Annotated in this window: 29 protein-coding genes; 19 read left to right on the plus strand and 10 right to left on the minus strand. The window is 68.3% G+C overall.

Annotated features, from left to right (window positions below):
- Positions 1 to 24: 24 nt before the first annotated feature.
- Positions 25 to 666, plus strand: a complete 642-nt coding sequence (locus tag LTT66_RS00165; protein WP_181724569.1) for a GntR family transcriptional regulator — start codon at positions 25 to 27, stop codon at positions 664 to 666.
- Positions 666 to 1,988, plus strand: coding sequence for an MFS transporter (locus LTT66_RS00170; protein WP_233063120.1), 1,323 nt, complete (start codon positions 666 to 668; stop codon positions 1,986 to 1,988). Before LTT66_RS00165 ends, LTT66_RS00170 begins: the two co-directional genes overlap by 1 nt.
- On the opposite strand, the gene LTT66_RS00175 is transcribed toward LTT66_RS00170, so the two are convergent.
- Positions 1,903 to 2,334 (minus strand): nitroreductase family deazaflavin-dependent oxidoreductase, encoded by a 432-nt coding sequence (locus LTT66_RS00175; protein WP_233063121.1) that lies wholly within the window; start codon positions 2,332 to 2,334, stop codon positions 1,903 to 1,905. The two genes, LTT66_RS00170 and LTT66_RS00175, sit on opposite strands and share 86 nt — an antisense overlap.
- An 84-nt stretch (positions 2,335 to 2,418) precedes the next feature.
- Positions 2,419 to 2,832 carry a TIGR03668 family PPOX class F420-dependent oxidoreductase gene (locus LTT66_RS00180; protein ID WP_332909660.1) on the minus strand — a complete coding sequence of 138 codons (414 nt, stop codon included), beginning with the start codon at positions 2,830 to 2,832 and terminating at the stop codon, positions 2,419 to 2,421.
- Positions 2,833 to 3,001: 169 nt separating this feature from the next.
- On the opposite strand from LTT66_RS00180, the gene LTT66_RS00185 reads away from it, so the two are divergent.
- The 7 genes from LTT66_RS00185 to LTT66_RS00215 all read left to right on the plus strand — a co-directional run bounded on the left by LTT66_RS00185 (position 3,002) and on the right by LTT66_RS00215 (position 9,146).
- Positions 3,002 to 3,418 (plus strand): hypothetical protein, encoded by a 417-nt coding sequence (locus LTT66_RS00185; protein WP_181724573.1) that lies wholly within the window; start codon positions 3,002 to 3,004, stop codon positions 3,416 to 3,418.
- A 451-nt stretch (positions 3,419 to 3,869) separates the two neighbouring features.
- Complete coding sequence (locus LTT66_RS00190) at positions 3,870 to 5,255, plus strand: sensor histidine kinase (RefSeq protein WP_233063122.1); 1,386 nt, start codon at positions 3,870 to 3,872, stop codon at positions 5,253 to 5,255.
- Positions 5,252 to 5,668, plus strand: a complete 417-nt coding sequence (locus LTT66_RS00195) for a roadblock/LC7 domain-containing protein (protein WP_195036385.1) — start codon at positions 5,252 to 5,254, stop codon at positions 5,666 to 5,668. Before LTT66_RS00190 ends, LTT66_RS00195 begins: the two co-directional genes overlap by 4 nt.
- Entirely contained in the window at positions 5,665 to 6,030 is a 366-nt protein-coding gene (locus tag LTT66_RS00200; protein WP_195151284.1) for a DUF742 domain-containing protein, read from the plus strand. The genes LTT66_RS00195 and LTT66_RS00200 overlap by 4 nt, the downstream gene beginning before the upstream one ends.
- Complete coding sequence (locus LTT66_RS00205; RefSeq protein WP_233063123.1) at positions 6,011 to 6,649, plus strand: GTP-binding protein; 639 nt, start codon at positions 6,011 to 6,013, stop codon at positions 6,647 to 6,649. The genes LTT66_RS00200 and LTT66_RS00205 overlap by 20 nt, the downstream gene beginning before the upstream one ends.
- Positions 6,646 to 7,917 (plus strand): cytochrome P450, encoded by a 1,272-nt coding sequence (locus tag LTT66_RS00210; RefSeq protein ID WP_233063124.1) that lies wholly within the window; start codon positions 6,646 to 6,648, stop codon positions 7,915 to 7,917. Before LTT66_RS00205 ends, LTT66_RS00210 begins: the two co-directional genes overlap by 4 nt.
- Positions 7,914 to 9,146, plus strand: a complete 1,233-nt coding sequence (locus LTT66_RS00215) for a cytochrome P450 family protein (protein WP_233063125.1) — start codon at positions 7,914 to 7,916, stop codon at positions 9,144 to 9,146. Before LTT66_RS00210 ends, LTT66_RS00215 begins: the two co-directional genes overlap by 4 nt.
- Positions 9,147 to 9,197: 51 nt before the next feature.
- On the opposite strand, the gene LTT66_RS00220 is transcribed toward LTT66_RS00215, so the two are convergent.
- Entirely contained in the window at positions 9,198 to 10,109 is a 912-nt protein-coding gene (locus tag LTT66_RS00220; RefSeq protein WP_233063126.1) for an ADP-ribosylglycohydrolase family protein, read from the minus strand.
- A 414-nt stretch (positions 10,110 to 10,523) separates the two neighbouring features.
- Here LTT66_RS00220 and LTT66_RS00225 point away from each other — a divergent pair, with 414 nt between their 5' ends.
- The gene (locus tag LTT66_RS00225; RefSeq protein WP_233063128.1) at positions 10,524 to 11,360 is read left to right on the plus strand and encodes a hypothetical protein; all 837 of its coding nucleotides are present in this window, start codon (positions 10,524 to 10,526) and stop codon (positions 11,358 to 11,360) included.
- Between the two features lies 1 nt (position 11,361).
- Here the strand turns inward: LTT66_RS00225 and LTT66_RS00230 are convergent, their stop codons facing one another.
- The 3 genes from LTT66_RS00230 to LTT66_RS00240 form a co-directional block, all read right to left on the minus strand.
- Positions 11,362 to 11,928 carry a hypothetical protein gene (locus LTT66_RS00230; RefSeq protein WP_233063129.1) on the minus strand — a complete coding sequence of 189 codons (567 nt, stop codon included), beginning with the start codon at positions 11,926 to 11,928 and terminating at the stop codon, positions 11,362 to 11,364.
- A 587-nt stretch (positions 11,929 to 12,515) separates the two neighbouring features.
- Complete coding sequence (locus LTT66_RS00235) at positions 12,516 to 12,830, minus strand: hypothetical protein (protein WP_233063130.1); 315 nt, start codon at positions 12,828 to 12,830, stop codon at positions 12,516 to 12,518.
- Positions 12,827 to 13,324 carry a DNA-directed RNA polymerase subunit beta gene (locus LTT66_RS00240; RefSeq protein ID WP_233063131.1) on the minus strand — a complete coding sequence of 166 codons (498 nt, stop codon included), beginning with the start codon at positions 13,322 to 13,324 and terminating at the stop codon, positions 12,827 to 12,829. Before LTT66_RS00240 ends, LTT66_RS00235 begins: the two co-directional genes overlap by 4 nt.
- A 189-nt stretch (positions 13,325 to 13,513) precedes the next feature.
- On the opposite strand from LTT66_RS00240, the gene LTT66_RS00245 reads away from it, so the two are divergent.
- The 8 genes from LTT66_RS00245 to LTT66_RS00280 all read left to right on the plus strand — a co-directional run bounded on the left by LTT66_RS00245 (position 13,514) and on the right by LTT66_RS00280 (position 19,115).
- Positions 13,514 to 14,869 carry a helix-turn-helix domain-containing protein gene (locus LTT66_RS00245; RefSeq protein WP_233063132.1) on the plus strand — a complete coding sequence of 452 codons (1,356 nt, stop codon included), beginning with the start codon at positions 13,514 to 13,516 and terminating at the stop codon, positions 14,867 to 14,869.
- Positions 14,866 to 15,438 carry a GNAT family N-acetyltransferase gene (locus LTT66_RS00250; RefSeq protein WP_233063133.1) on the plus strand — a complete coding sequence of 191 codons (573 nt, stop codon included), beginning with the start codon at positions 14,866 to 14,868 and terminating at the stop codon, positions 15,436 to 15,438. Before LTT66_RS00245 ends, LTT66_RS00250 begins: the two co-directional genes overlap by 4 nt.
- Positions 15,439 to 15,548: 110 nt before the next feature.
- Positions 15,549 to 16,400 (plus strand): helix-turn-helix transcriptional regulator, encoded by an 852-nt coding sequence (locus LTT66_RS00255; protein WP_233063134.1) that lies wholly within the window; start codon positions 15,549 to 15,551, stop codon positions 16,398 to 16,400.
- A gap of 75 nt (positions 16,401 to 16,475) precedes the next feature.
- Positions 16,476 to 17,246 carry a glucose 1-dehydrogenase gene (locus LTT66_RS00260; protein WP_233063135.1) on the plus strand — a complete coding sequence of 257 codons (771 nt, stop codon included), beginning with the start codon at positions 16,476 to 16,478 and terminating at the stop codon, positions 17,244 to 17,246.
- Positions 17,247 to 17,285: 39 nt separating this feature from the next.
- Positions 17,286 to 17,438 carry a hypothetical protein gene (locus LTT66_RS00265; RefSeq protein WP_233063136.1) on the plus strand — a complete coding sequence of 51 codons (153 nt, stop codon included), beginning with the start codon at positions 17,286 to 17,288 and terminating at the stop codon, positions 17,436 to 17,438.
- Positions 17,439 to 17,471: 33 nt separating this feature from the next.
- Positions 17,472 to 17,897 carry an NUDIX hydrolase gene (locus LTT66_RS00270; RefSeq protein WP_233063137.1) on the plus strand — a complete coding sequence of 142 codons (426 nt, stop codon included), beginning with the start codon at positions 17,472 to 17,474 and terminating at the stop codon, positions 17,895 to 17,897.
- A gap of 413 nt (positions 17,898 to 18,310) precedes the next feature.
- Positions 18,311 to 18,694, plus strand: coding sequence for an RNHCP domain-containing protein (locus tag LTT66_RS00275; RefSeq protein ID WP_233063138.1), 384 nt, complete (start codon positions 18,311 to 18,313; stop codon positions 18,692 to 18,694).
- 10 nt (positions 18,695 to 18,704) lie between these two features.
- Positions 18,705 to 19,115 carry an RNHCP domain-containing protein gene (locus LTT66_RS00280; protein ID WP_233063139.1) on the plus strand — a complete coding sequence of 137 codons (411 nt, stop codon included), beginning with the start codon at positions 18,705 to 18,707 and terminating at the stop codon, positions 19,113 to 19,115.
- 44 nt (positions 19,116 to 19,159) lie between these two features.
- Here the strand turns inward: LTT66_RS00280 and LTT66_RS00285 are convergent, their stop codons facing one another.
- From LTT66_RS00285 to LTT66_RS00300, 4 genes are read right to left on the minus strand one after another with little or no spacing between them, the layout of a single operon-like run.
- A complete protein-coding gene (locus LTT66_RS00285; protein ID WP_233063141.1) occupies positions 19,160 to 20,428 on the minus strand; it encodes a cytochrome P450 in 1,269 nt (422 codons plus the stop codon).
- Between the two features lie 58 nt (positions 20,429 to 20,486).
- Positions 20,487 to 21,890, minus strand: coding sequence for an NAD(P)/FAD-dependent oxidoreductase (locus tag LTT66_RS00290; RefSeq protein WP_233063143.1), 1,404 nt, complete (start codon positions 21,888 to 21,890; stop codon positions 20,487 to 20,489).
- Positions 21,887 to 23,110 (minus strand): cytochrome P450, encoded by a 1,224-nt coding sequence (locus LTT66_RS00295; RefSeq protein ID WP_195099171.1) that lies wholly within the window; start codon positions 23,108 to 23,110, stop codon positions 21,887 to 21,889. The genes LTT66_RS00290 and LTT66_RS00295 overlap by 4 nt, the downstream gene beginning before the upstream one ends.
- On the minus strand, positions 23,107 to 24,345 hold the full coding sequence (locus LTT66_RS00300; RefSeq protein WP_233063145.1) for a cytochrome P450: 1,239 nt from the start codon (positions 24,343 to 24,345) through the stop codon (positions 23,107 to 23,109). Before LTT66_RS00300 ends, LTT66_RS00295 begins: the two co-directional genes overlap by 4 nt.
- 257 nt (positions 24,346 to 24,602) lie before the next feature.
- Between LTT66_RS00300 and LTT66_RS00305 the strand changes: the two genes are divergently transcribed.
- Entirely contained in the window at positions 24,603 to 26,258 is a 1,656-nt protein-coding gene (locus LTT66_RS00305; RefSeq protein ID WP_233069525.1) for a fatty acyl-AMP ligase, read from the plus strand.
- Positions 26,259 to 26,268: the final 10 nt, after the last annotated feature.

Below are 26,268 nucleotides of genomic sequence, written 5' to 3' on the forward strand. Positions count from 1 at the left end.
AACCTGCAAGCTAAGATACAACTTGTGTCTAAGACGTATTCATCGGCTGAACAGGCTTATCGCGCCGTGAAGGAACGCATCCTCTCCGGCGCGCTGGCCGGAGGCGAACTGATCAGCGAGGGCGAGATCGCCGCCGAGCTGGGCACCTCCCGCACGCCGGTGCGCGAGGCCTTCCTGCGGCTGGAGACCGAGGGCTGGATGAAGCTCTACCCGAAGCGCGGCGCGCTGGTGGTGCCGATCCCGCCCGACGAGGCCGAGCACGTCGTGCATGCCAGATACGTCGTGGAGACCGCGGCCGTCCGCGGCGCGACCGCGACCGACACCGGCATGCTGGTCGAGGCGTTGCGTTCCTCGATCGAGCGGCAGCGCGACCTGGCCGCGGCGGGCGACCTCGACGGATTCGCGCTGGCGGACACCGACTTCCACCGCACCTACGTCCTCGCGGGTGGCAATCCGCTGCTGTCGGGTTTCTACGACTCGCTGCGCGAACGCCAGCGCCGGATGAACAGCGTGGCCCTGCGCCGCGGCCCGGTCGACATGACCCGGATCATCGAGCAGCACACACGGCTGGCCGAGTTGATCGCGGCGGCGGAGGTCGACGGGTTCGCCGACGCACTGGTCGAGCATCTGTCCGGCGTCCACCAGCTGGAACTACGGAGCCGGTGATGGCGACACTCACCCTCACCGCGCCCGGTGACCGGGTCGTCTCCAGCCCGTGGCGCGGGGTCGCCGCCGCGATGTTCACGATCGCCTGGGGCGGCAACGAGTTCACGCCGCTGCTGGTGATGTACAAGAACGACGGACTGGCGGCCACGACCGTCGATCTGCTGCTGTTCTATTACGTGCTCGGCATCGTGCCCGCGTTGCTGATCGGCGGTCCGCTGTCGGATCGCCACGGCCGGCGCGCCCTGCTGCGGCCCGCCCCGCTGATCGCCGCGGCCGGATCACTGCTGCTCGCGTTCGGGTCCGCGTCGGTACCGCTGATGTCGGCGGGGCGGGTGCTGTGTGGCGTCGCGCTCGGCTTGGCGATGGCGGTCGGCGGCAGCTGGCTCAAAGAGCTGGCGCAGCCGCCCCACGGGCCGGGGCTCGCCGCGGGCACGGGTGCGCGTCGCTCCGCGATGAGCCTCACCGGTGGTTTCGCGGTCGGCGCAGGCTGCGCCGGAGTGCTCGCGCAATGGGCGCCGTGGCCGAACACCTCGGCGTACCTGGTCAACGTGGGGCTGTGCCTGATCGCCGCCGTGTGGGTCAGGCGGGCGCCGGAAACCGTCCCGCCCCGCCGCGATCCGCGTCGGCTCCGCGACGACCTGCGGATTCCCGCGACCGGGCACCGACGATTCCGGATGGTGGCGATCCCGGTCGCCCTGTGGCTGTTCACTTCCGCCGCGACGGCGTACGCGGTGCTGCCCGCGCTGATGGCACCGCAGGTCGGCGCGGCGCCGATCGCGTTCTCCGCCGTGGTGTGTGTCATCACGCTGGGCTGTGGATTCGCCGTCCAGTCCGTCGCGCGCCGGATCGATCGGCCCGGCACCGCGCGGGCGGCCGTAATGGCGCTGGCCTCGGTCACGCTCGGGATGACCCTCGCCGCCGCGGCTTCCGGCCTGCTGACCCTGTGGTCGACGCTGGCCGCCGCCGCGGTGCTCGGCGCCGGTTACGGCATCGGCCTGGTGGCCGGGCTGCAGGAGATCGAGCGCATCGCCCGCGCCGACGATCTCGCCGGGCTGACCGCCGTGTTCTATTCGGCCAGCTATCTGGGTTTCGGCGTCCCGGCGCTGCTTTCGTTCCTGCACGATGCCGTCGGCCTCGGCTATCCGGCGATGCTCGGCGCGGGCGCGCTGGCGGCGGCCGGATGTCTGGCGCTGGTGCTGCGCGACTACCGACCCCGACCGTCGCCCAGCGGCGGTCTCACGCCTTCGGCGTCAGCAGCACCAGCGGAATCTCGCGCGTGGTCTTCGTCTGATAGTCGGCGTAGTTCTTCGCCGCGGAGGTGACGCGGGGCCACAGCGCGGCCCGTTGCTCGGCCGTGGCCACCCGAGCCGTCATGGGCACCTTCGGGCCGCTGCGCACCGACACGACGACATCCGGGTTGTCGCGCAGGTTCAGGAACCATGCCGGGTGCACGGGGTCGCCGCCGCGCGAGGCGACGACGACGTAGGTGTCGCCGTCGACGACCGGGGCGGTGAGCATGACCGCGTGCGGGCGGCCGGACTTGCGGCCGATGGTCGTGAGCTCGAGCGACGGCATGCCCGCGAAGTCATTGCCCACCTTCCCGAAGCTGATCTTCAACAGGACACGATGCGCCGTATTCATGGCCTTCAGCGCGAAATTCGAGGGCATGCGATCCTCACGATCGGCTCGACAGGTCGACTGTCGCAGGGGGGACGCGACGAATCGGACTGTACCCGAACCGGCGCGGACCGCTCAGCTCGCGGACCACCCCGACCAGCGCGCCACGTCGATGGCTATCACCGGGCCCGGCGGCGGCTGTCGCTCGTACTGGGGGTAGTGCTCGGTCAATCGACGGATCGCCGCTGCGGCCTCGTCGGGTTCCGCGATGCGGGCGTCCCCGTCGGCGCGGGCCCACCACAGCTGGGTCCAGTCGTCGCCGTAGCGGTCGACGAGCACGGCGACCGCTGGGTTCGCCGCGATGTTGTCCAGGCGGCGCAACGCCGTGGTGGTCTTCGGCTTCGCGTCCACGCTGGTGTAGATCACCTCGCCAGCCACGACGAACACGATGGGCACCACATGCGGGCGCGACCGCGCCGAAATTGTCGCCAACCGCGCGACCGGGCTGCTCGCGAATCGTTTGCGCGCTTCCTCGGAACTCAGTCGCACATCCGCCTCCTCGACGCCGTTATCCCCGCAATTCGGGGATCGAGTCTGTTCCGCCCCCTATGCAACCGGACATTTGCCGTGAAATCACGGTGATCGACTGCTCCCACGCTACGGTCGAGTGAATGTGTGACCCGTCAAGAAGCTATGTCCCCAGAAGGTGGAGGCGGTCGTGGACATCGATATCACTGCCCGGCTGAACCTAGCGTTCGAGATGTGGGAGCGCGCGCACGGGCGCCCGCTCGCCGACGATACGGTCGAGACGTGGGTGACCGCAGCCGGGTACGACCTGGAACCGGGTCACCTGGCGAAAGTCCGGCGCGGGCAGCTCACCGCACTGCCGGAGCAGGCACGCGCCGGGCTGGCCCATGTGTTCGGGCTCGACCCCAGCTACTTCGTCTTCGATCCCGGCCCCGACCGGGCCGACGACGCCGAAGTGATCGCGCACCTGGACAATTCGGCCCTGCGCCGCCTCGGGCAAGCCGTGAACGGCGTGTCGCTGCGCACGCTGCTGTACCTCGAGTCCGTCGCCGAAGTACTCCGCGAGGCCGACGGCCTGCCTCCGTGCGAGCAAACCGCACAACTCTGATCGAACGACAGCGGCTCGGTTTCGGCCCCCGGCTCCGGTAGACCGGCGGGCCGGCCACACCGCCGATTCGCTCGACGCGGCTGCCCGGCGCGTCGATAATCCAGATTTCGAATATTCGTCCGCAATACCGCGGCCCGCACCAGCCGCGAGCACGGATAGTGAATTCCAGGCAAACGACTTTCCGGCAATTTCCCACTGACCGCGCCGCCACACCGCACTTTTCGGCCATCGCCAGCGTAATCCGAGCATCGGCACGGCAGCGGGAATATCCGGCCGTGCCGCGCGCCCGCGAAATCCGCCCGGGTGGCGCGGCACGGCCCGTCCCGCTATGCTCGTGCCGCGAGATTCGAAAATGCTTGTCGGTCTGCGTATTTGGGGTGAAAGTGCACGCAGAAGGGGGTAAGGGGATGTCAATTCTCCGGCGGTGAGCGCGAGTGCGGAAGTACGAAACTTGTCAGAGTTGTTGAATCCGGCGGCGAGTGAACTCGGCGATGGCGCTGTCCGGCGCTCGAAACCGCCGTACGCCACGTTGTCGGCCTGCGTTGTCGCGAGCGCGGCCATCGTGACCACGGCGGTGTACTACGCACCCGCCGAATTCCGGATTTCGCTCGCGGCGGGCGCCACCGCCGCGGCGATCGCCTTGTGCGCCGCGGTGACGACGGCGGTGCACTTCCGCCGGGAAGCCCGGAACGCCCGGCGGGACGCCGACCAGGCCCGGGACGAGCGCGTGCACGCCCTCGCCGGCGCGCACGCCGAGGTCAACGCCGCGAACGAGGCGGCCGCCGAACACACGGCGCGCGCGAAGAGCAGCGAGAGCCGCCGCGCCGCCGCCATGGCGGCCTTCGCGGGCGCCGCGGGGCGCATGCAAGCGATGACCACCAGCATGCTCGCGGAGCTGCGCGAGATGGAGCACCGGCACGGCGATCCCACCGTGCTCGCCGACCTGCTGCAACTGGACCACCACACCGCCCAGGCGGGGCGCCTGGCCGACAGCATCGCCGTGCTCAGCGGCGCGCGATCCGGCCGCAGGTGGGCCAAACCGATTGCGATGGAATCGATTCTGCGCGGCGCGATGGGCCGCGTGGCGGGCTACCAGCGGGTGCGGTTGCGGGCGATCGCCGATATCGCGGTCTCCGGCCATGCCGCCGAAGGCGTCATGCACGCGCTGGCGGAGCTGCTCGACAACGCCTGCAACTTCTCCCCGCCCACCACCGAGGTGCACGTCTACGCCGCCGAGGTCCCGGCGGGGGTCATCATCACCATCGAGGACAGCGGACTGGTCATGAGCGCCTCGGCGCTGCGCCGCGCCGAGGCGGCGGTGTCGGCCACCGGACCGGACGCACGCGGTTCCGGACTCGACCTCTCGTCACTCACCGGGACCCGGCTCGGCCTCGCCGTGGTGGGCAATCTCGCACGCAAGCACGGCCTCACCGTCTCCTACCGTCCTTCCGCCATCGGCGGCACCGCCGTGGTCGTGGTGATCCCGCGCGATCTCACCACTCGTGTGGAGCGGCCGCAGTCGTCCACCATCACCGGCACGCTGCCCGTCACGCGAGAGCGCGCGGGCGCCACCGCACCGCCGGAACGGACGCCCGCTCCACCGCAGCCCGCCCCACCGTCCGCCGCCGGTCCGGCGCTGCCCAAGCGACGCCGCGGCAGCACGCTGGCCGCTGTCCATCCCGAAGGGCTCGCCGCACCGGAACCGGCCACGCCGACGCCACCCGCGGCGCGGCCGGACTCGCTCGGCGCGTTCCAGCGCGCGGTGGCCGGGCGCGCGACCGACAGTGCCGTCACCTCCTCCCCCGCCCCTTCCGTCTCCGTGGAGAACGAACGATGACAACCTCCGAGACCGCCCAGCTGAGCTGGCTATTGGATCAGCTGCTCACCCGCACACCGCGTACCAGGCACGCGCTGCTGCTGTCCAGCGACGGGCTGAAGATCTGCCACACGCCCGAACTCACCGTGGACGGAGCCGACCAGCTCGCCGCCATCGCCGCGGGCATCCAGAGCCTCTCGCACGGGGCATCGGTCGAATTCGGCGACGGCCGGGCGGGGGTGCGCCAGTCGATGACCGAGTTCTACGGCGGCATCCTGTTCATCGTCGAAGCCGGGCTGGGCGCGCACATCGCGGTCGTCGCCGCCGAGGACGCGGACGCCGGGCTGGTCGGGCACAACATGCGGGAGCTGGTGGAACAGCTCGGCGAGCACCTGGCGGCCGCGCCGCGCTTCCCGGGAGCGAGCGTGTCGTGACCAGGCCAGGCCGCGACGACGACCCCGATCGGCTCTACACACTGACCGGCGGCCGGAGCAAGCCGGACTCCGACACCTTCGATCTGGTCACCCTGGTGGTCAGCGAGTGCGCGCCCACACCGGGCATGCAGTCCGAGCACGTGGCGATCCTCGACCTGTGCCGCGCCCCGACCGCCGTCGTGGAAATCGCCGCCGAACTGCGCATTCCGGTGGGCATCGCGACCATCCTGCTCTCGGACCTGCTGCACGCGGGCAAGATCACCGTCCGTCCGCCGCGCAGCGGTCTTCCCGGCGCGCCATGGTCTTCCCTGCCCGACACCACCACGCTCGAGAAGGTGCTCGTTGGACTTCGCAAACTCTGATCCGCGCCCCGCCCGCGCGGACGCGCCCCTGCACCAGGCGACCAGGCGGGGACTGAAGATCGTCATCGTCGGGGGTTTCGGCGTCGGCAAGACGACGATGGTCCGCGCCGTCAGCGAGATCCGCCCGCTGGACACCGAGGCGATCATGACCGACGAGGGGCTGGACATCGACGACCCCAGCGGCGCGCCGGGCAAATCGACGACGACCGTCGCCTTCGACTTCGGGCGGATCACCATCGACGACGAGCACGTGCTGTATCTGTTCGGCGCACCGGGGCAGGAGCGGTTCCGGTTCCTCTGGGATCGGCTGTTCACCGGCGCGCTCGGCGCCATCGTGCTGGTCGACCCGCACCGGATAGCCGATTCCTGGTACGCCATCGACCGGCTGGAACACCAGCAGACGCCGTTCATCGTCGCCTGCAACGACTTCGGCGCTGGTCACCGTCCCGGCGAGGTCCGCGACGCGCTCGACCTGGATCCGCACGTGCCGGTGATCGATTGCGACGCCCGCTCCCGCGAGTCCGGCGCGGGCGTGCTGATCACCCTCGTCGAGCACCTCTACTCCCTCGCCACGCCCCCTGGGCGTCCCCTGCTCCCGACTCCGGAGGCCGCGTCATGACCGTGCCCGCGCCGAGTTCCACCGACAGCTGCCCCGTCCACGCCGCCCCGGTCACGTTGAGCGGTCCACGTTTTCACACCGACCCGCATCAGCTCTATCACGAGATGCGCCGCGAGCACGGTCCGGTCGTCGCCGTCGAGTTGCCCGGCGGCGTCCCCGCCTGGCTGGTCATCGGTTATCGCGAATTGCACCAGGTGACCAGCGATCCCGAGTTGTTCCCGCGCGACGTCGCCCGGTGGAACCAGTGGCCGAACATCCCCGCGGACTGGCCGCTGCTGCCGATGGTCGGGCAGCCGATGCCGTCGATCTATTTCACCGCGGGCGCGGAGCACCGCAGGCACGTGGCGATGGTGGAGCCCGCGCTGGAATTGGTCGACACTTTCGAATTGCGGCGCACCTGCGAGGATTTGGCCGACCGCTTGATCGACGCGTTCTGTGGACGGGGCGAAGCGGAGTTGGTCGCCGACTACGCCGAGCCGCTGCCGGTGCTGGCCCTGGCGCGGATCCTGGGCTTTCCCGACGAGGACGGGCCCCGGGTGGCGTGGACGATGAAGACGCTCGCCGACGGCGGGTCCGACGCCCAGGCCGCCCACCAGCAGTTCGCCGAGCACATGCAGCACCTGCTCGCGACCAAGAAGGCCGCGCGGGGCGCCGACCTGGTGTCCTGGATGCTGGCGCGACCCGGCGCCTTCACCGATCAGGAATACGTCCTGGACCTGATGGCGATCACCGCCGCGGGATACCTGCCCACGGCCGACTGGATCGGGAACTCGGTGCGGCTGATGCTCACCGACGACCGGTTCGCCGCCGCGCTCGGCGGCGGGCGCCACAGCGTGGGCCAGGCGATGAACGAAGTGCTGTGGGAGGACACGCCCACCCAGATCCTCGCCGGGCGCTGGGCGGCCCGCGACACCCGGCTGGGCGACAAGGTCATCCGCGCCGGGGACATGCTGCTACTGGGCTTGGCCGCGGCCAATGCCGATCCCCATGTGCGCCAGCATGTCTCCGACGGCGCCGAACCGGCGCACACCGGCAACAGCGCACACTTCGCCTTCAGCTACGGCGAGTACCGCTGCCCGTTTCCCGCACAGGAGATCGCCGAGGTCATCGCGCGCACCGGCATCGAGGTGCTGCTCGACCGGCTGCCCGACCTCGACCTGGCGGTGCCCGCCCAGAACCTGGTCCGGCGACCGTCGGCCTTCCTGCGCGGCATGACATCCCTGCCTGTCCGCTTCACACCCGTTCGCGCCGTCGGAGGTACCCCGTGAGCACTGAATGCCCCCACGCAGCAACCCTTGTCATCGACCCGATGGTCGGCGATCTGGGCACGGAGACCAGCCGGTTGCGCGCCGCCGGTCCGCTCGCCCGGATCGAGTTGCTCGGTGTGCCCGCCTGGACGGTCACCCAGCACGCGCTGGCCAGGCAGTTGCTCGTCGACACCAGGCTGGTCAAGGACATCGGCGCCTGGTCGCTGTGGCAGTCCGGCGCGGTGACCAGGCAGTGGCCGCTGATCGGCATGATCGACGCGGGCCGTTCCATGTTCACCGTCGACGGCGCCGAGCACCGCAAGCTGCGGATCAAGACCACCCAGGCGTTGACCAAGCGCAGGCTGGACGCGCTGCGGCCGGCGATCGAGCGGATGACCGCCGAACTGCTGGACGATCTCGGCGAGGCCGGACGCGACGGCGCGGCGGTGGACCTCAAGACGGTGTTCGCCTACCCGCTGCCGATGCGGGTGATCAGTGAGCTGATGGGCGTGGACCGGGCCGACCATCCGATGCTGCTCAGCTCGTACAAAGCGTTCTTCTCGCTGCTGACCCCGCAGGACGAGCGGCTACGGGTGATCGACGAATTGGACGTCTACTTCACCGACCTGGTGCGCAAGAAGACCGCCGACCCGACCGACGACCTGACCAGCGCCTTCATCGTCGGCGACGACATCGAGCCGCTCACCGAGGAAGAGGTGGTGGGCAACCTGAAGGCGCTGGTGGCCGCCGGCCACGAAACGACGATCGGCCTCATCCTCAACGCCGTACGCGCACTGCTCGGGCGCCCGGACCAGTTGAGCGCCATCCGCACCGGCGAACTCACCTGGGAAGCCGCGGTGGAGGAAACCCTGCGCTGGGACAGCCCGGTGACCCATCTGCTGATGCGGTTCGCCACCGAGGACATCGCCATCGGCGACACGGTCATCGCGCAGGGTGAGGGAGTGGTGATGTCCTACCGCGCGATCGGACGGGATTTCGCCGTGCACGGCCCGGACGCCGACGATTTCGACGTCGCCCGCCCGACGGCCAACCGGCACCTGGCCTTCGGTTACGGTCCGCATATCTGCCCTGGTGCGGCACTCGCCCGCCTGGAAGCGGGAATCGCGCTGCCCGCCCTGTTCGATCGCTTCCCCGGCCTGCGCTTCGCCGTGCCGGTCGAGGAGATCCGCAACCTGCCGGTGCTCACCCAGAACGACCTCGAAGCGTTCCCGGTGCATCTCGGGAACTGACCCGACGCATCGATTGCCGGTGGCGCATCGGCATTCGGTACAAACCTGCTCCTACCGCCGAAGACTCGCCCATGCGGGCAGAGGCTCACGCGCCGCCAGCCACTCCTCCGGTATCCCCCGTGTCTCGCCTCGGCATCCAATGCCGGTGTGTGACGCCACGATTCCGCCGACGATAGCGGCCGTTGTATCCACATCCCCACCCGCTTCGATGCACGCGGTTACAGCGGCAGGATAGTCACCGAGAAAGGTAGCCGCTGCCCACAAGGCGAACGGAACCGTGTCCTGAGCGCTGACCTGCGAGCCGTTGCCGAGCTCGTAGGCCGCTTCGGCTGTCGATCGGCCCAGTAGCTTCTGGGCGCGGCGGAAACCTGTCGCGGTCCGGCCATCAACGAGATACGGCTCGACCGCAGTCAGCAATTCGCGCGGCGAACATCCTTTCCCGCAAGTCGCCGCAGCATGGCTCGCGGCGACGGCGACCGCCATTGCACCCACGATCGCTTCCGGATGCTGATGCGTCACCTCAGCCGACAGTGCGGCCTGAACTGCCGCGCGGTCGGGGTCCCCGGCGAAATACGCCCCGAGCGGGGCGACCCGCATCGCGGCTCCGTTTCCCCACGATCCGCGCCCGTCGAAAACGGCACCCGCCGCGTCGATCCAGGAGCGTCCATCGCGAATCTCATGTAGCACGACGACGGTGCCCGCGCCATACCCCCGATAGGGTTCGCAGCGTTCGGCGAATGCGGTTGCGAGCGCGTCGCGGTCGATATGACTGCGGCCGCAGACTTCCACGTACACCGAACAAGCCATCTCGGTGTCGTCGGTCCATTGCCACGGCGCTGCGGGCGGGCGTCCGGCGAGAAGATCGGGTATCGAGCGACCCGGCACAAAGAACTGAGCACCCAGCGCATCACCAACGGACAAACCTTCGAGGCTGGCACCAGCGGCATCTGAATTATGCGGCATATGGGCGCATATGATGCCAACCGCAACCAGCTACCGCAACGGGCATAGCCTGCGCTCGCAGGGGATGCCCGGTTGCTGGGACACCACAAGCCGACCACACAGTGAGCCGACCGAGCGCTATTGTTCGCGGGATAGTCCGCGTGAGCGTTCCTGTCCTTGCCCGGTCCCGCCACGCTCAACGCTCGGCGCAGAACCAGGCGGCTGTCTGACCGCTGCTAGTGGATGCTGCGCCTGCCCTAGCCAGAGAATTTTCTCCACCTCCGACAGACGCCCTTTCTCGTCCAACTCCTTGAACGCCGCGTTGCGCGCCTCGTTCAGCGCCTGCAAGGCAGCGGCTTCCCGTTCTTTCGCTGCCGTGCGTGCCTCGGCTGCTGCCCGCTCCGCCCTCGCGGCGTCGGCCGCTTCTCGGGCCGCTTGTTCTCCAGCGTCGGCGGCTTCCCGTTGCGGGTACTGGCTGGGTGGCGGGAACTCCTGCGCCACCCGTTCGGCTGCGTCCCGTTCCACCCGCGCCTGCTCGGTTTCCGGCGTTCGGCCTGCTTGCCTGGCTCGCTCGGTTTGCTCGCGGGCCTGCCGGTCGCGTTCGGCCTGCTGCGGGGCATCCGCCCGGCCGCGCGCAGTGGCTTCCCGGAACTGTTGTATCTTCCGGAATTTTTCGGCTCGGTCGCGTGCCTTCGCCAGCTCCGCAATCTTCTCCTGCCGCTTCGCCTTCTCCTGCTGCCGCTGCTGACGAGCCTTCTCGCCGACACCGGGCAATTCGAGCTGCTGGCCCTGCTCCAACGCACGCCCGCGCGCCCAAATCTCGCGGGCATCGGCTCGCGCTATGACTTGGTGTGTGAACTGATCCGGGAAGTCTCGGAGCAATCCGACGATGAGTTCCTGCGCTTCTTTCGATATCGACTCACCTTGGACGGATCGCAATACGTGCTGGTGGTTCTTATTCTTATCGAGAAGCTCTCGCACCGCTCTGAGTTGCTTTTCATCTTTCTCCCCCCGGATTCTGCCCGACTTTTCTTCGATGGTGTAGGTGACACCGCGATCTTTCTTGATCTTGTCGAATTGAATTCGATCTTTCCCGACTTCGTAAGTTCGGGAATGAATGGCATACCCATTCTCGCGGTCGCGGAAGAATCGATCGGCACCATTTTCGAAGATTCGTCCGCGCTCATTGTTATCGAATCCGTTGCGATCACTGTCGTAGCCGTCACCAGGCAATACCCCGCCCCCAAACTTACGAAGCAAGCATTGATTTAGGTCACATGAAAGGTGGGTGACCGGGAAAGTTGGCGCTCACACCGGAGAACGATGGAGCGCCGCCCTTGCGCAGCCTCCAGAATGCAACAGACACCAGCTCGATTATGTCGATGAACTCATGTTCTATAACGAAGTTCACAAGCAGTTCCGCGGTGCAGGTCTTCCAGTCCTCGAATTTGAAAGCTATGCCCGGCTTGATGTCGTCGTATATGGAAATATCTTCGCAGTCGTTGTAGCCGGACGGCATATCGGCCAGGTTGAGCCATCGCGCATCGAGATACCGGATGAACCATTCTCCGATGAAGCACACCAGTTGATCGACGTTGTCTGCATTTTCGGCGAGTGTTACAGCCTTCGCATCCGGAAACAGCTCCGCGATCTTGTCGCTGATCTGGACTGCCTCGTCCGATTCGAAGTCCCATGGCTCTTGCGGCAATCCGGGCAATCCGGCACGATCGAGAAGTTTCCGCACCTGTGCCGCGCGCCGGTCAGGGGCGACCCATATGCCCCACTTAGTCTGCTCGACGGGTACGCCGAGATCCATGATCATCTGCTCATCATTCCCCACGTCTACCTCCTTCTCGTCATGATCGAAGCACTACAGTTTCGCGCCGCGCGCACCCTCGGACAAGCGACGGCCGGAGGCGGGTGTCGTAATCGTCGGAAGACCCGACGGAACCATCATCGCTCTACATACAGCCGTTCCCCTGGCAACCTCGGTAAGCGGTCGGTTACGCCACCGCGCACTGACACGCCGTCTGTGCGGTGCCGTACCCCTTTGTCCTGTACGAAGATCAAAGCGGCAGTGAGGCATGCCGCGTAGTGCAGGTGGTAGCCGCGTAGCCGCACGATCAGGTGCACATCCGGTTCGTTCGGTAGCGGGGATGTCATCCCATCCTCCGCGTCGTGCTGGGAGTGTGCGTAGGCGGACCTTCCGTGAAAGGGAGTCACGTGGTAGCGAATAATCTTGTCGCTCAGTGTGTTTGAGGCAGATCGGGGGAAGGCCGGCGGGCGGGTTCGGTTGGGCACACCGATGTGGAGTCCCGTCCGCGCAGCCTTCCCCCTTTCGGGTGCCCCGGCACGGCCTGCTTCCCCTGCCGTGCAAAAGGGGGAACAGTGGGTGCGTGGCGTGCCGGGGCGGTCTGGGGGTTGTTGTCAGGTGCCGGTGATGTGCTGGCCGATGATCGCGGGTATCAACAGGTCCAGAAAGGTGATCTCGTCGGCGGCGGGAATGTTGTCGATGATCGGATCGAGCACCGGCGCGGCATACAAGCGGCCGGTGTGCGGCGCTGCGGCATTGCGTGCGCTGGAGATCAGTGCGAAGACGACCCTCGCCATCAGGCGGACGCGGGTGGTGTCGGTCATCCCGTCTCGCACGGCAACCGCGGTGCTGGCCACCAGAGTGCCGATCACGTCGGTCAGGACGTCGAGTTCGGCGGCGTTGCGCTCGGCGTCCTGATCACCGCTCACCGACCGGCCCGGGGCCGCGGCACCGTCCGCCGTTGCCGGGCGTGCTCGGCGGCGCATCCCCGGATCGCTTCGACCACGGCCCGCCCCGGCGGACGGTAGGCGTCGCGGGGTGGGTACACCCACGCCCGGAACAAACCGGGCCGCTGCCCCGGACCGGGTAACGCGATCTCTCCGGCACGCAGGATCGACACGTTCAACCGCGACATCTCCGCGAACAACCGAATATCGTCCGGCAGGTCCGGCCCGGTCAGGAAAGTCCAACGCTGCGAACGCGGATGCGTCAGCACCGGCCCGCACCGGTGACCCGCGCGCTGCATCCACGCTTTGACCTCCGAACCGATGAACGCGGGCATCATCACCCCACACACCCGGCCCGCACGAAGCGTGATCCGCCCCAGATGCGGCGGGCGGACCTCGGCCGGCAGATCACACACCCGCCGGTAGAAGTGACACACCGACAACGGTGTGTGCCCAGGGTGTTTCGATGAATGCATAGGCGTCTCCCCTCGCGCTGACGATTGGTATGCACCCGCCGCCGGGGAGCCGATGAGAGCACCGGATCAACCCGGCGGCGGGGCTCCCTCCAGCCTGGTCGTGCTCGGTATGTATTCGAAGGCACGGAACTCGTACGGAGCCTGTACTCTTCCCGTACGGACCGGCGCAGGCGCGGGCAAGGGGTGGCAATGATCGTCATCGACAAATGGACGCGAACCGAGGTCCGAGCTTTGCGCATTGCCGCTCTGCGGATTACGCAGGAGGAGCTTGCCGAAACGCTCGGGTTCAACGTCGAGACCATCCAGAAATGGGAACGGAAGACAAGGGCCGATCGCCCGATCGTACGCAAGTCGGCAGCGGCGCTGGACGAGCAGCTTCGGCGGCTCAACGCTAGCCAGCTCGAACGGTTGCAGGCTGCACTCGCGAATGCACCCGCACTGCAGGACGGGCATTCTGTACTCAGCGGCAATGTGGTCTCGGGCGCAGACGAGTCGCCACGGACAGATGATCTCGGGATCGTTGCGCGGGAAGTCGAGGACGAGGTGAAACGGCGTGAGTTCGGCAAGCTGGCCACGGCCGGGGCGGTCGCGGTCTTTCTCCCCGAAAGCCGTGGCCGGATCGGTATGAGTGACGTCCAACGGCTCTTGGCTGGAGTCGACGCACTCGATCAGGAGGATCAGCGCAAAGGCGGAGCCCAATTGGTTGATGTTGCCGTCGAAAAGCTGGCGCACGCCATAGATTGGCTCGAAACCGGTGCATTCGACTCGGTTGTCGGGAACGCATTCACCAGCGCGACCGGAGAACTTGCGGTGCTCGCTGGGTGGCTGGCCTACGACGGGGATCGGCATCAGCTTGCGCGCCGGTGTTTTGCGGACGCCATGGCACTCGGCACGGAGGCCGACGACAGTGACTTGATCGCACACACTTGCTTGTATGCGGCGAATCAATCCTGCTCTCTTGCGCGTGCCGGACTGGGCGGAAGTCCCCACAAGGCATTGCAGCTGTCTGCTCGTGCCCGCGACATGATGCGTGGTCGGCCACCAGGCCGCATTCACGCCTTGATCGCCGTTCGTGAGGCGCAGGCGTACGGTCTGCTGGGTGACCGGAGGGCGTTCGGGCGTGCAGTTGCGACAGCGTGGCGTGAGTTGGAACAGGCAATGCAGTTCGAGCCACTGGAGGAAGTTCCGCAATGGCTGCGATTCGTGACATATTCGGAGATCGCCGACCACGAGGCCCGCGGCTACGCTGACATGGGTGACCTGCGTAGATCTGTCGATCTGTACGCGACTGCCGTGGACCGACCCGCAGAGATGCGTAACGCCACGATCGTCCGCGCATGGTCGGCCGCGACCAGGGCTCGCCTCGGCGATATCAGTGGCGCACTCGAGCACGGGTTCCCAGCGTTGGTGGACCTGTCCGCCATAGCGTCGACACGCACACTACGTCGCCTCGAGCCGGTTCGGAGAGCGGTCGATCGATTGCCCGCCGGTGCCGAGTTCCGCGACCTGTACGACGCACTGACTCAGAAAGCGATAACCGCATGACCGGCTTGCCGGATGGTCTGGAATTCGAGCACTACAGCGCTGCCGAAACTCGTTCTCGTCGTGCGATAGTCGAGGAAATATACCGCCGTTCATATGTTGATGCCATTGCCTCCGGAGATCCGTTCGACTCGCCCTCGGAATTCATGCGACGGTTCGATTCCTACACCGATTCCCGTAGCAACGGGTTCGCGTATGTGCTTGCGCGAGTGAACGGTAAGCCCGCTGGTCAGATCTGGGGCTGGCCACTACCCCCGCATGCACGATGGTGGACCGGATTGCAACTCGACAGTGGCGACCTCGAGGAGTTCACTGCCGAGGACGGCACACGCACGTTCGGGCTCAGCGAGATCATGGTGTGCGCCGAATATGCTGGTCAGGGCATCGCACGTGCTCTGCATGACGAAATGCTCAGCTCGAGACCCGAACGGCGAGCGACACTGCTCGTCGAGTCGGACAACGAGCGTGCCTACGAACGTTATCGGCGCTGGAGTTGGAAGAGGGTCGGATCGCTGCGCCCATCCTGGCCGGACGCCCCACATTTCGATGTGCTTGTTCGCGACTTGCGCTGACCAGGAATAGCAACAGCCGCGGCTCGAAACGGTGCTCACCCAGAACGACCTCGAAGCGTTCCCCGTGTATCTCGGGAACTGCCCCGGAGCATCGGTTGTTACCGTGGCCTATGGCCAGCGAATCCTCGGCGGCGCTGCACCGGCGTGACCAGCTCCGCGACTTCCTCCGCACCCGCAGGGCCCGGCTCACGCCGGAGGACGTCGGCCTGCCTGCGGTGGGACGGCGGCGCACGCCCGGCCTGCGGCGCGAGGAGGTCGCCATGCTCGCCGGGGTGGGCGTGTCCTGGTACACGTGGCTGGAGCAGGGACGCGACATCACCGTGTCGGCGGAGGTGCTCGACGCGATCGGTGCCGCGCTGCGCCTGTCCGGTCCGGAGCGGACGCATCTGTATCTGCTCGCCGGTCTCAATCCGCCGCCGTCGGGGGCGACGGGCGACGCCGAGATCACCCCGCAGCTGCGCCAATTGCTGGACGCGTGGGGCTCGCGGCCCGCGGTGCTGCGCGACCGCTCCTGGAATCTGCTCGCGGTCAACGACACCGCGCGAACCGTCTTCGGTTTCACCGACGCCGACCACAACTGCCTGGTCTCGTTCTTCACCAACGCCAGGTACCGCGGCATGCACGCGGAGTGGAGCGCGATCGCGCCCGCGGTCGTGGCCGCTTTCCGCGCGGATGCGGCGCACCACCCCGGCGACCCCGAGTTCGGCCGGGTGATCGGCGAGCTCACCGCCGCGAGCGAGGAATTCGCCGAGTTGTGGGCTCGCCACGACGTGGACGCCCCAAGCCAAGCCGTGAAGGCGGTACACCACCCCGAAGCGGGTGACCTGCTGTTCGACACGACCACCCTCGCGGTGGCCGACCACCCGGATTGGTTCCTGGTGCTCTACAACCCGCAACCCGGCACCGAGACCGCGCAGCGGGTCGACGGGCTGATGCGGATCAGACTCGCCGCCCCGGCGTGACCGTAGCCTGGTGGTGCCACACCTAGGTCAACTGGACACTGTTACGCGGACCGGGCCTTCGGCACGCTGATTCGTATGACACACAGCATCTCCCGATTCGACGGTCAGGTCGCGCTCGTCACCGGCGGCTCGAGCGGCATGGGACTGGCCACCGCACGACGGCTGCTCACCGAGGGCGCGCAGGTGGTCATCACCGGCCGGGACAAGACTCGGCTGGATGCCGCGGTCGAAGAATTGAACGGTGCCGACCGTGTGGTCGCGATCCAAGGCGACGCGGGACGCGTCGCCGATCTCGACGCGCTGGCCGCCGCCATCCGCGACCGGCACGGACGCCTGGACGTCGTGTTCGCCAACGCCGGGGTCGCGTCCTTCCGGCCGCACGCCGAGATCTCCGAGGACGAGTTCGACCGCGTCGTGAACGCCAACTTCAAAGGCGTGTTCTTCACCATCCAGAAGGCGCTGCCGCTGCTGTCGGAGCACGCGTCGATCGTCATCAACGCGTCGTGGACGCTGCATCGCGGCCTGCCCGGAGGCACGTTGTACGCGGCCACCAAAGCGGCCGTGCACAATCTGGCCCGCACGCTCGCGGCGGAGCTGGGGCCGAGAGGAATTCGGGTCAACTCCGTGAGCCCTGGATACATCGAGACCCCGATGTTCCACGACAACGTCAGCCCCGAAGCGCACGCCGCCGTGCTCGCCGAGGTGGCGAGCCGCCGGTTGGGCACCGCCGAGGACGTCGCGGACGCCGTCGCGTTCCTCGCCTCCGCTGAGGCGTCCTACGTCAACGGGCAGGATCTCGTCATCGACGGCGGCCTGGTCGCGGCCATCTCCCGCGAGATGATCTAGGCGGCCGTCGCCGGGCTCGCGCGGCACACGGATGCGAGGATGGCTTCCCGGATCGGCCGCCAGCGCAGATCCAGCTCGGCCGGGGTCCGGGAGTCGTCGGTCGGCGGAGCGGTGGTCAGCAATCAGGCGGCCTCGCGGCTGATCCACCGGCGCATCGGCGAACTCCTGCACCGCGCCTTGCTCGATCGCTGAGCGGCCGAAGCTCCGAAATCCGGTTGCCGTCGCATGCGCGCCGCTCAGTACAGTGGGCCGGTGATTCGCACCGCCGCGCTGGCCCATGTCCGGGATCGTCGCCTGTTGCAGGCGCGCTCGGCCGGCAAGGAGGTCTTCTACATGGCCGGCGGCAAGATCGATCCCGGCGAGACGCCCGAGGCGGCGCTGCACCGCGAGGTACGCGAGGAACTCGGTGTCGGCGTCGTCTCTTACGACGAACTCGGCGTCTTCCAAGCCGAGGCGTACGGGCACTCCCCCGGCACCCGGCTGCACATGACCTGCTTCACCGCGGAACTCGACGGCGATCCGCGCCCCACCAGCGAGATCGCCGAACTCCGCTACTTCACCGTGAGCGAGTACGCCGCCATGGACCACGTGGCACCCGGCTCGATGCTGGTCTTCCGCAAACTCCACGAACTCGGCGTGGTCGACTGGTAGTTCAGCGAACCGCTGGTTGCCGGCGTACGGCGCGCGGCGACCTCGCATCGAATTCGAAGCAGCGGGCGTCGACAAGTCGCGCGTTCCCGTGTGACCCGAAGCCGACCCCTCCGGCGAGGACTTCGAGGTCGCATGATCGGATCCACCGTCCGCCGCGCCCGTCGTGCACGCCGTCGAAAATCGGTGGTGGCGTGGCCGCGTGCGGCGGTACGGTGACGCGACCTCGGAGGCCGATGGTCCACCGAACCCGAGAGGAGTGGTTTATGTCCCGGCGAGCGCCGAGCGCGCCCCATCCTGTGGATTCGAACGACCCGTTCGGTCACACCTGACCAAGCCGGAACGCCGTCGGCACCGTCGAGGCGCGCTCGGTCTTCTCCTGCTGCATCAATCACCGCTCAGTGAGGAGTACCCGGGTGTCGAGCAACACCTCTTCGTCTCATCGTGGTCCCAGCCCGTCGCTGCGGACCGACACTTTCACCTGCGTTCGCTGCGGGCTCGTCGTCACGACGCTCGGGCCCGACAGCAGCAGGCGCAACCACTGCCCGAGCTGCCTGAATTCGCGGCACACCCGCGATCAGGTCGGTGGCGGCCGGTCCGACTGCGGGGCGCGCATGGCCCCGCTCTCGATCGCCGTGTCGCGCAGCGGCGAGTGGGCCGTCGTGCACCGATGCACCGGCTGTCACGAGCTGGCGCTGCACCCGGTGTCCGGCGACGACAACCAGCTGATCTTGATGCGCATCGCCGTTCGGCCGTTGGCCGAGCCACCGTTCCCACTCGAAATATTCGCGGATCTGTGAGGCGCGCGTCATGCCACGAAGGAAATTCGAGCGGCGCCGCCCGCAACGTCCCAAAGAGGTACTGCACGGGGCCGGTGGCGAATCCGGCGATATTTTCCGCTGCATCGGCTGTAGAAGGGAGATCCCGGTACGTGCGCCCGGGACCGCGCACCGCAATCACTGTCCGCACTGTCTGGCCAGTAGGCATGTCGATCATCGAGTGCCGGGTGACCGCGCCGCCGCATGTCGCGGACGGATGGCAGCGGTGAGCATGTCCTCGCGCGCGGACGGGGAATGGCTGCTGGTGCACCAGTGCGTGGCCTGCGGCCGCGTCCGGGCCAATCGCATCGCGGGCGACGACGACGCGGTGGCGTTGATACGAATCGCGTTGCGCCCGCTGTCCGATCCACGCCTGGGCAGGCGGGTGCTGTTGTCGCTGTGAGCGGCGCCCTCGGGCCGAGTCCTGGTCGGCCCGAGGGAACGGGCTCAGACCGCGGTGAACCGGGTCGGCAGCGCTTCCAACCCGCGGATCACGACATTCGGCTTGTAGGGCGGGGTCTGCGACAGCAATTCGATGTCGCGGACCTTCCGCAGCACCACCTCGAGCAGCACTTCCATCTCCAGCAGCGCCAGCGGCGCACCGAGGCAGTAGTGGATGCCGAGGCTGAAGCCGAGGTGTTTCTTGGCGGGGTTCATCGGATCGGCGTATCGGGCGACGTCGATGCGATCGGGATCGGTGTAGGCCGCGTCGTCGCGGTTGGCCGAGTTGATCAGCACCACCACGCCCTCGCCGGGCTCGAAGTCGTGACCGGCCAGCGTGATCGGGCGGGTCGCGGCGCGCGTGGTGATCTGCACCGACGGCTCCAAGCGCAAGAGTTCATCAGGCGCCGAGCTCACCAGTTCCGGGCGCTTGCGCAAGGTGTCGATCGCTTCGGGGTTGCGCATCAACTGCAGCATTCCGGTGCCGACCAGGTTGGCCGTTGTCTCGTGCCCGGCCACGAACGTGGTGATGCAGGTGGCCAGCAATTCCTGTTCGGTGAGCACGTCACCGCGGTCCTCGACCTGGGACAGCGCACTGAGCAAGTCGTCCTTCGGATCGCGGCGGCGTTCGTTCAGCAATTGCCGGAAGTAGCCCATGAATCCGCGCGAGGCCGCGCTGCGGGCCTTCAGCGACTCCTCGGGCAGCGTGTAGTCGTGGTCGAAGCCGCGCGCCAGATCCTGCGACCACCGATGCACCTGGTCGTAGGCGTCCGGCGGCACGCCGATCAGCTCGCACGCGATGATCAGCGGCAGCGGGTAGGCGATCATCTCGACGAGGTCGAATTCGCCTGCTTCCAGGGCTTTGTCGACCAGTTGCTCGGTGAGTTCCAGAATCCGCGGACGCAGCCTGGTCACCATGCGCGGGGTGAAGCCCTTGGTCACCAGGTTGCGCAGGCGGGTGTGATCCGGCGGCTCCATCCACAGGAACGAGGTGGGCAGTTCTTCGGGCGCGTCCTCCGGCGACACCGTGGGATGCATCATCGCCGCCTCCTCCGCGTGGCTCCACGCGGTGGTCGACAGGACGGCGGCGCAGTCGTCGTAGCGGGTGAGCACATAGTGGCCCAGCGGGGTCCGGTGCAGTCTGCCCGCCTCGCGCAGCACCCGGGCGGGGGCGTAGGGATCGGGCCTGCCTTCGGGACCGAAGAGCTGGGCCAGGGCGGTCTGGATAGCGGAATCCTGTTCCGCGACAGCCGTACCCGCGGTTGACGAGTCCATGTCGGGTGGTCCCTTCTTACGGAGCACCTGGTCGATGCTGCCGGTCGTTCGACAAAGGTCAGTGATCGGAATGGATGCGATGGCTCGGGTCCGGCGGCGATGCCGAAGCCGCTCGAACGGCTCCGGGACCGGTGGAGTTCATTCCCGGTGCGCCGGTCCGCGGACGCCTGGGCAGCAGAACTCGTCTCGCCATCGACGGGTGCAGCAGTGCTCTCGGCGGTTCCACCAGGTTCGCCACCCGCAAGAAGGTCCGCGACACCTGCGGGTCGACGTGCGCGGCGCGATGAACACGGGCGACGTAGGCGTTGGTGAGGCGCGTGCGCACCGTGCGCGGCCCGGCCACACCCGGATGCGCGAGATCCGCTCCGGCCGACAGCTGCCAGGCGACGTCGAGCGCCTTGTCCGCCGCCGCGTAGAACCGCGCGGGTAGATCGGGCGTCGGTCCGCCCGCGCGCAGACCGGCGCGCAGCGCGACGGCCTGCTGCGCCGCGACCGCCATGCCCTGGGCGTAGAGCGGGTTGAAGCTGCACAGCGCGTCACCGAGCAGCAGGAATCCCCGCGGCACCGCCGCACGAGACCGGTAGCGCCTGCGCACCGGAGCGCGGAAGCGGTGTGGCACCGCGTCGCCGAGCGGTTCGGATCGCGTGATCAGTTCGAGGATGTCCGGTGCGGCCAGGGAGGCGGCGAAGCGGGTGAAGCCGTCCGGGTCGGTGGGCGGATGGTCGCCGAGGATTCCGGCCAGGGTGACGTGCCAGCGGTCGCCTTCCACCCGGACCGCGCCGCCGCCGCGGCCGTTGGCACCGGTCGAGATGATCACCGACGAGTGCCCGTCGAGCTGGCCCTCGATCCGCCGGTAGAACCGCGAGGCGTAGCCGAGGTCCACCTCCAGCCGCTGCTCGTCCGGTGACTCGGCGCCGAGCGCGGTGAGCCACACCGCGGCCCGGGAGCCACGGCCGGTGGCATCGATCACGAGGTCGGTGGCATGCGTCTCGACGCCGGAGTCACCGGACACCGACACCGCGCGCACACCACGCGCGTCACCGACCAACCCGCGCGCGGTTCCCGCCACCAGCCGCACCACGGGTAACGCCGAAGTGCGTTCGCGCAGAACCGATTCCAGTAGCGGGCGAGTGGCGATCAGGGACGTGAGCCCGGTGGACGCCGGCGCGGCCCGCAGTCCGCCCACATACCATCGGGTTCCGACCAGGGCTTCGGCCCGGGTCGCGCCCCGGGTGGTCATCTCGTCGGTGAATCCGGGGAACAGTTCCTCGATGACGGTGCGGCCACGGTCCAGCAGCCCGTGCAGGTGCCGTGCCTGCGGCACGCCTTTGCGCATACCCTCGGCGTCGAAGCCGTCCCGCTCGAAGACCGTGACCCGGTCGAAGTGGTCGGCCAGCACCCGGGCCGCCAGCAGCCCGGCGACGCCCGCGCCGAGCACGACCGCGTGCCGTGTCGCGTTCACATCGTCACCGGCAGCGACACGATGCCGCGATGGATCAGACTCGGCCGGTACTCGATCGCGTCGGTCGCCGGTGCGAGCTTCGGAGCGCGAGCCAGCAGCGCGCCCACCGCGGCCTCGGCCTCGATCCGCGCCAACGGCGCACCCACGCAGTAGTGGATGCCGAGGCTGAAGCCGAGATGCTTGCGCGCGGGGCGATTCCCGGCGTAGCGGGTGACATCGAAGCTGTCCGCGTCCGGATACACCCGGTCGTCCCGGCTGGCCGAGGCCGTGAGCACCACCACCCCGTCGCCACGCCGGAACTGATGCTCGCCGACCGTGGTGTCGGCCAATGCGACGCGAATGGTGAACTGGGTGGGGGCGTCGTAGCGGAGCATCTCATCGAGCGCGGGCGCGATCAGCTCGGGGTTGTCCCGCAGCAGGGCGAGTTGGCCGGGGTTGCGCAGCAGCGCGAGCATGCCGTTGCCGATCAGGTTGATCGAGGTTTCCATGCCCGCCACCAGGGTGAGCAGGGCCATGCCGATCACCTCCGGTTCGGTCAGCTGATCGCTGTCCGCGCCGGCGGCGACCAGCGCGCTCAGCAGGTCCGGCGTCGGGTTCTGCTTCTTCTGCTGGACCAGCCGGGCGAAGTACCCCATGCACTCCATGGCCGCCGCGGTGCGGGCGGTGACGTCCTCCGGGCCGAGCAGCGAGTCGGGGTCGCTGCCGCGCGCGATGGCCAGCTGCCATTCCCGGAACTTCGCGCCGTCGGCCGGGTCGGCGCCGAGCAGCCGGACCGGGACCATCGCCACCGCCAGCGGCACCGCCAAACCGTCGAGCACGTCGAGTTCGCCCCGCACGAGGGCCGCGTCCACGATCTCCCGCACCACCTGCCCGGCGACCGGCGCCAGCTCGGCCATCAGCCGTGGGGTGAACGCCTTCGCGACCAGCTTGCGGTAGCGACCGTGCTCGGGCGGATCCATCCGGACGAACGAACCGGGTATCGCGGCCGTGGTGTCGCGGAACGGGCTGATGCCCGCCGCGTAGCCGTGCCCCCAGTCGGCGCCGGTCAGAATCGCGGCGCACTCCTCGTAACGGGTGATCAAAGTGACCGGCACGTCGCCGAACGCGTACGGGAACAGCGCCGCCGCGTCCCGCACTCGCCGGTAGGCCGGATACGGGTCGGCGCGGGCGCTCGGGTCGAAAGCATCGAAGGTCACATCGGGGGGCGTAACGGTGTTCATCGGGCCTCCATCCGGACACGCAGTTGCGACATGCCGCGCACGACCACGTTCGGCCGGTACGGCGGTTCCTCGAGCAGGGACAGCGACTCGACTCGATCGGCGATCGCCCGCAGCACGGTGCGCATCTCCAGCCGGGCCAGCGGCGCACCGAGGCAATAGTGCAGACCGAGCCCGAAAGACAAGTGCCGCTCGGCTTTTCGACCTCGCGCATACCTCGCGATGTCGAACTCGCCGGCCCGGGGGAAGGCCGCCGGGTCGCGGTTGGCCGACGCGAGCAGCACGATCACCGCCTCGCCCGGCGCGAACGTCTTTCCGGAGACGGTGATCTCCTCGTGCGCGGTGCGCGTGGTCAGATGCACCGGGGCGTCGTAGCGCAGCACCTCGTCCACCGCGGGCTCGGACAGCTCGGGAAAGCTGCGCAGCCGCTCGAACTGCTCCGGGTGGCGGATGAGCGCGAGCACACCGTTGCCGATCAGGTTGACCGTGGTCTCGTGCCCGGCCACGACGAGGATCAGCAGGGTGCCGAGCAGTTCGGTGCGGGTGAGCCGGGCGCCCGCGTCGTCGGCCTGTACCAGCGCGGTGATCAGATCGGCGCGCGGGGCGCGACGCCGCTGTTCGACCAGGTCGCCGAAGAATTCTAGGAAGGCGTGCACCGCGTGGGTGCGCGCGTCGAGTTCCTGCTTCGACAGCAGCACGTCGGGGTCGAGGCCGCGCGCGATGCTCGTGGAGATCTCCCGGACGTGCTCGTGCGCCTCGGCAGGCACGCCGAGCAGCTCGCACACCATGGTCAGCGGCAGCGGATACGCCAACGCCTCTAGCACGTCCACGTCGCGATCGGCGAGCATCTTCGCCATCAGGTCTTCGACCAATCGCTCGGCGCGCTCCCGCATGCCGCTGACGGTGCGCGCGGTGAACGCCTTGCTCACCAGCCCGCGCAGGCGGGTGTGCTCCGGCGGTTCCATCCAGAGGAACGATCCGGGCAGTTCGACCTCGCTGTCGCCGTGCAGCAGATCCGGTTCCTCCGCGTGGCTCCAGCGGGGGTCCTGCATGATCGCCTGCGCCTCGTGGTGGCGGGTCACCAGGTGGGTGTCGTGCGGGCCGGGCACGAACGGGCCCGCCGCCCGCAGCACGCCGTAACTGTCGTAGGGGTTGTGCCGCATATGCGGAGCGACGCTCTCGACGACCGCCAGCTGGACCGGGGTCGATTCCTCGACCGCGGAATGGTCGGAACTCACCGGCGACTCCTGAATAGACAATGGACGCGGCGCGAAAATGCCGGATCGCTGCGGACAATTCCGGGACGCGAAAGAGATTTCTCGTCCATCGTGGTGCTCGCCAGCGGCCCGGCGCGGCGGCGATTACCCGTTCCTATCGCCCCATAGCCGAAATACTTTATCGTGCAGAGTGATCGGCTGATCGGCCCTGTTTATCGCCGACATCAATTCACAACGAGTTCAATGCACCGTCATAATTCGCTGTTGTCGTGGCAGGTATGAATTCCGCGGAATCGGCCGTAACCTTGCACGGCCGCCTCGCCGAGATCGCCGCCGCCCATCCCGCGGTGGCCGCCACGTTCTGGTCGGTGTCGCAGACCGTGGACTACGCCGAGCTGCACCGGCTGTCCCTGGTGGCGGCGACGGCGCTGGCCCGGCACGGTGTGCGGCGCGGCGAACCGGTAGGCATCCTCAGCCCGAACGCCCCCGAGTTCCTCACCTGCCTGTTCGGCGTGACCGCGGCGGGCGGCGCCGCCACTCCCCTTCCGCTGCCCGCCGGCGCGCGGGCCGCGAGCGGCTACCCGCAGAAGCTGGCGGCCGTCATCGCGGCGGCGGGCATGCGCACCGTTCTGGTGTCACATCGCTTCGCCGACCTCGCCGCGCTGCTGAGCGATGCGTTGGACGTCGAACTCATCGACAGTGCAACGCTTTTCGAATCCGAACCGCCTGCGACCGAAGTCCTTCCCGCGCTCGGACCCGACGATCTGGCCGTCATCCAGTTCACCTCCGGCAGCACCGCGACACCCAAGGGCGTTCGCCTGACCCACCACAACGTGCTCAGCGGCCTGGCAGCGATTCGCGCCGGCATCGAGTTGAGCCTGGACGACCAGGGCGGCTTCTGGCTTCCGCTGTTCCACGACATGGGCCTGTTCGGCACGCTCTCGGCCGTTCTGCGCGGCATTCCCGCACACGTGTGGTCCCCCATCGCGTTCGTCAAGGACCCGGCGCGCTGGCTCGGCGAATTCGCCGCCAGCGGCGCCACCATCACCGCGATGCCCAATTTCGGCTACGAGTCGCTGCTGGCCGCCGTGCCCGCCGACCGGGTGCGAGACTACGACCTGAGCCGCTGGCGGATCGCGTTCAACGGGTCGGAGCCGATCTCCCGGGAGATCGTCGTCGCGTTCGGCGAGCGTTTCGCGCCCGCCGGATTCCGTCCGGCCACCATGTTCGGCGTCTACGGCATGGCCGAAGCCACCCTGGCGGTCACCTTCCCGCCGCTCGGCCGGGAACCGGTCTTCGAGTGGGTCGATCGGGCGAAACTGTCGGATGACGCCGTCGCACGGAGTGTTTCACCGGATGCGCCGGGCGCTCGGCCGGTCGCCGGAGTCGGTTCACCGGTACAGCGGCTGCGTTTGCGCATCGTCGCCGCCGACGGGGACCGTCCGCTGCCCGACGGCGAAGTCGGCGAGATCCTCATCCAGGGCGACGCGGTCACCGACGGATACCTCACCGCCGACCCGTCGCGAGTGGCCGGGCTGTTCGCCGACGGCTGGTTGCGCACCGGCGACCTCGGATACCTGCGCGACGGCGAGCTTTTCGTCACCGGCCGGTGCAAGGACATGATCACCGTGCGCGGCGTGAACTACTACGCCCAGGACGTCGAGGCGGCCGTGCGCGGCCTCGACGGTGTGTACAAGGGCCGGTGCACGGCGGCGATCGACCCCGACGCGGACGTGATCGCGCTGATCGCCGAATCCGAGCGCACCGGAGCCGGCGCCGACGCGCTGACCGAGGCGATTCGCGCCCGGATCGCCGCCGAACTCGGCCTGGCCGCGGTGCGGGTCCACCTGGTCGCGCCGCGCAGCATTCCCCGAACCAGCAGCGGCAAGCTCCAGCGGCTCGCCGCCCGCGATCTCATCACGCACCGCCGGTAATCCCGACCGA

The sequence above is a fragment of the Nocardia gipuzkoensis genome (assembly GCF_021183645.1).
In the GTDB taxonomy this organism is placed as follows: Bacteria; Actinomycetota; Actinomycetes; order Mycobacteriales; family Mycobacteriaceae; genus Nocardia; species Nocardia abscessus.

Excerpts from the sequence above, each read along its gene's own strand:
- LTT66_RS00295 (WP_195099171.1), bottom strand. The coding sequence starts at position 23,110 with ATGAACACCGTTACGCCCCCCGATGTGACCTTCGATGCTTTCGACCCG.
- LTT66_RS00265 (WP_233063136.1), top strand. The coding sequence starts at position 17,286 with ATGGCTTCCCGGATCGGCCGCCAGCGCAGATCCAGCTCGGCCGGGGTC.
- LTT66_RS00305 (WP_233069525.1), top strand. The coding sequence starts at position 24,603 with ATGAATTCCGCGGAATCGGCCGTAACCTTGCACGGCCGCCTCGCCGAG.
- LTT66_RS00285 (WP_233063141.1), bottom strand. The coding sequence starts at position 20,428 with ATGGACTCGTCAACCGCGGGTACGGCTGTCGCGGAACAGGATTCCGCT.
- LTT66_RS00220 (WP_233063126.1), bottom strand. The coding sequence starts at position 10,109 with ATGCCGCATAATTCAGATGCCGCTGGTGCCAGCCTCGAAGGTTTGTCC.
- LTT66_RS00250 (WP_233063133.1), top strand. The coding sequence starts at position 14,866 with ATGACCGGCTTGCCGGATGGTCTGGAATTCGAGCACTACAGCGCTGCC.
- LTT66_RS00195 (WP_195036385.1), top strand. The coding sequence starts at position 5,252 with ATGACAACCTCCGAGACCGCCCAGCTGAGCTGGCTATTGGATCAGCTG.
- LTT66_RS00210 (WP_233063124.1), top strand. The coding sequence starts at position 6,646 with ATGACCGTGCCCGCGCCGAGTTCCACCGACAGCTGCCCCGTCCACGCC.
- LTT66_RS00270 (WP_233063137.1), top strand. The coding sequence starts at position 17,472 with ATGCGCGCCGCTCAGTACAGTGGGCCGGTGATTCGCACCGCCGCGCTG.
- LTT66_RS00245 (WP_233063132.1), top strand. The coding sequence starts at position 13,514 with ATGATCGTCATCGACAAATGGACGCGAACCGAGGTCCGAGCTTTGCGC.
- LTT66_RS00255 (WP_233063134.1), top strand. The coding sequence starts at position 15,549 with ATGGCCAGCGAATCCTCGGCGGCGCTGCACCGGCGTGACCAGCTCCGC.
- LTT66_RS00260 (WP_233063135.1), top strand. The coding sequence starts at position 16,476 with ATGACACACAGCATCTCCCGATTCGACGGTCAGGTCGCGCTCGTCACC.
- LTT66_RS00280 (WP_233063139.1), top strand. The coding sequence starts at position 18,705 with ATGCCACGAAGGAAATTCGAGCGGCGCCGCCCGCAACGTCCCAAAGAG.
- LTT66_RS00170 (WP_233063120.1), top strand. The coding sequence starts at position 666 with ATGGCGACACTCACCCTCACCGCGCCCGGTGACCGGGTCGTCTCCAGC.
- LTT66_RS00175 (WP_233063121.1), bottom strand. The coding sequence starts at position 2,334 with ATGCCCTCGAATTTCGCGCTGAAGGCCATGAATACGGCGCATCGTGTC.
- LTT66_RS00240 (WP_233063131.1), bottom strand. The coding sequence starts at position 13,324 with ATGCATTCATCGAAACACCCTGGGCACACACCGTTGTCGGTGTGTCAC.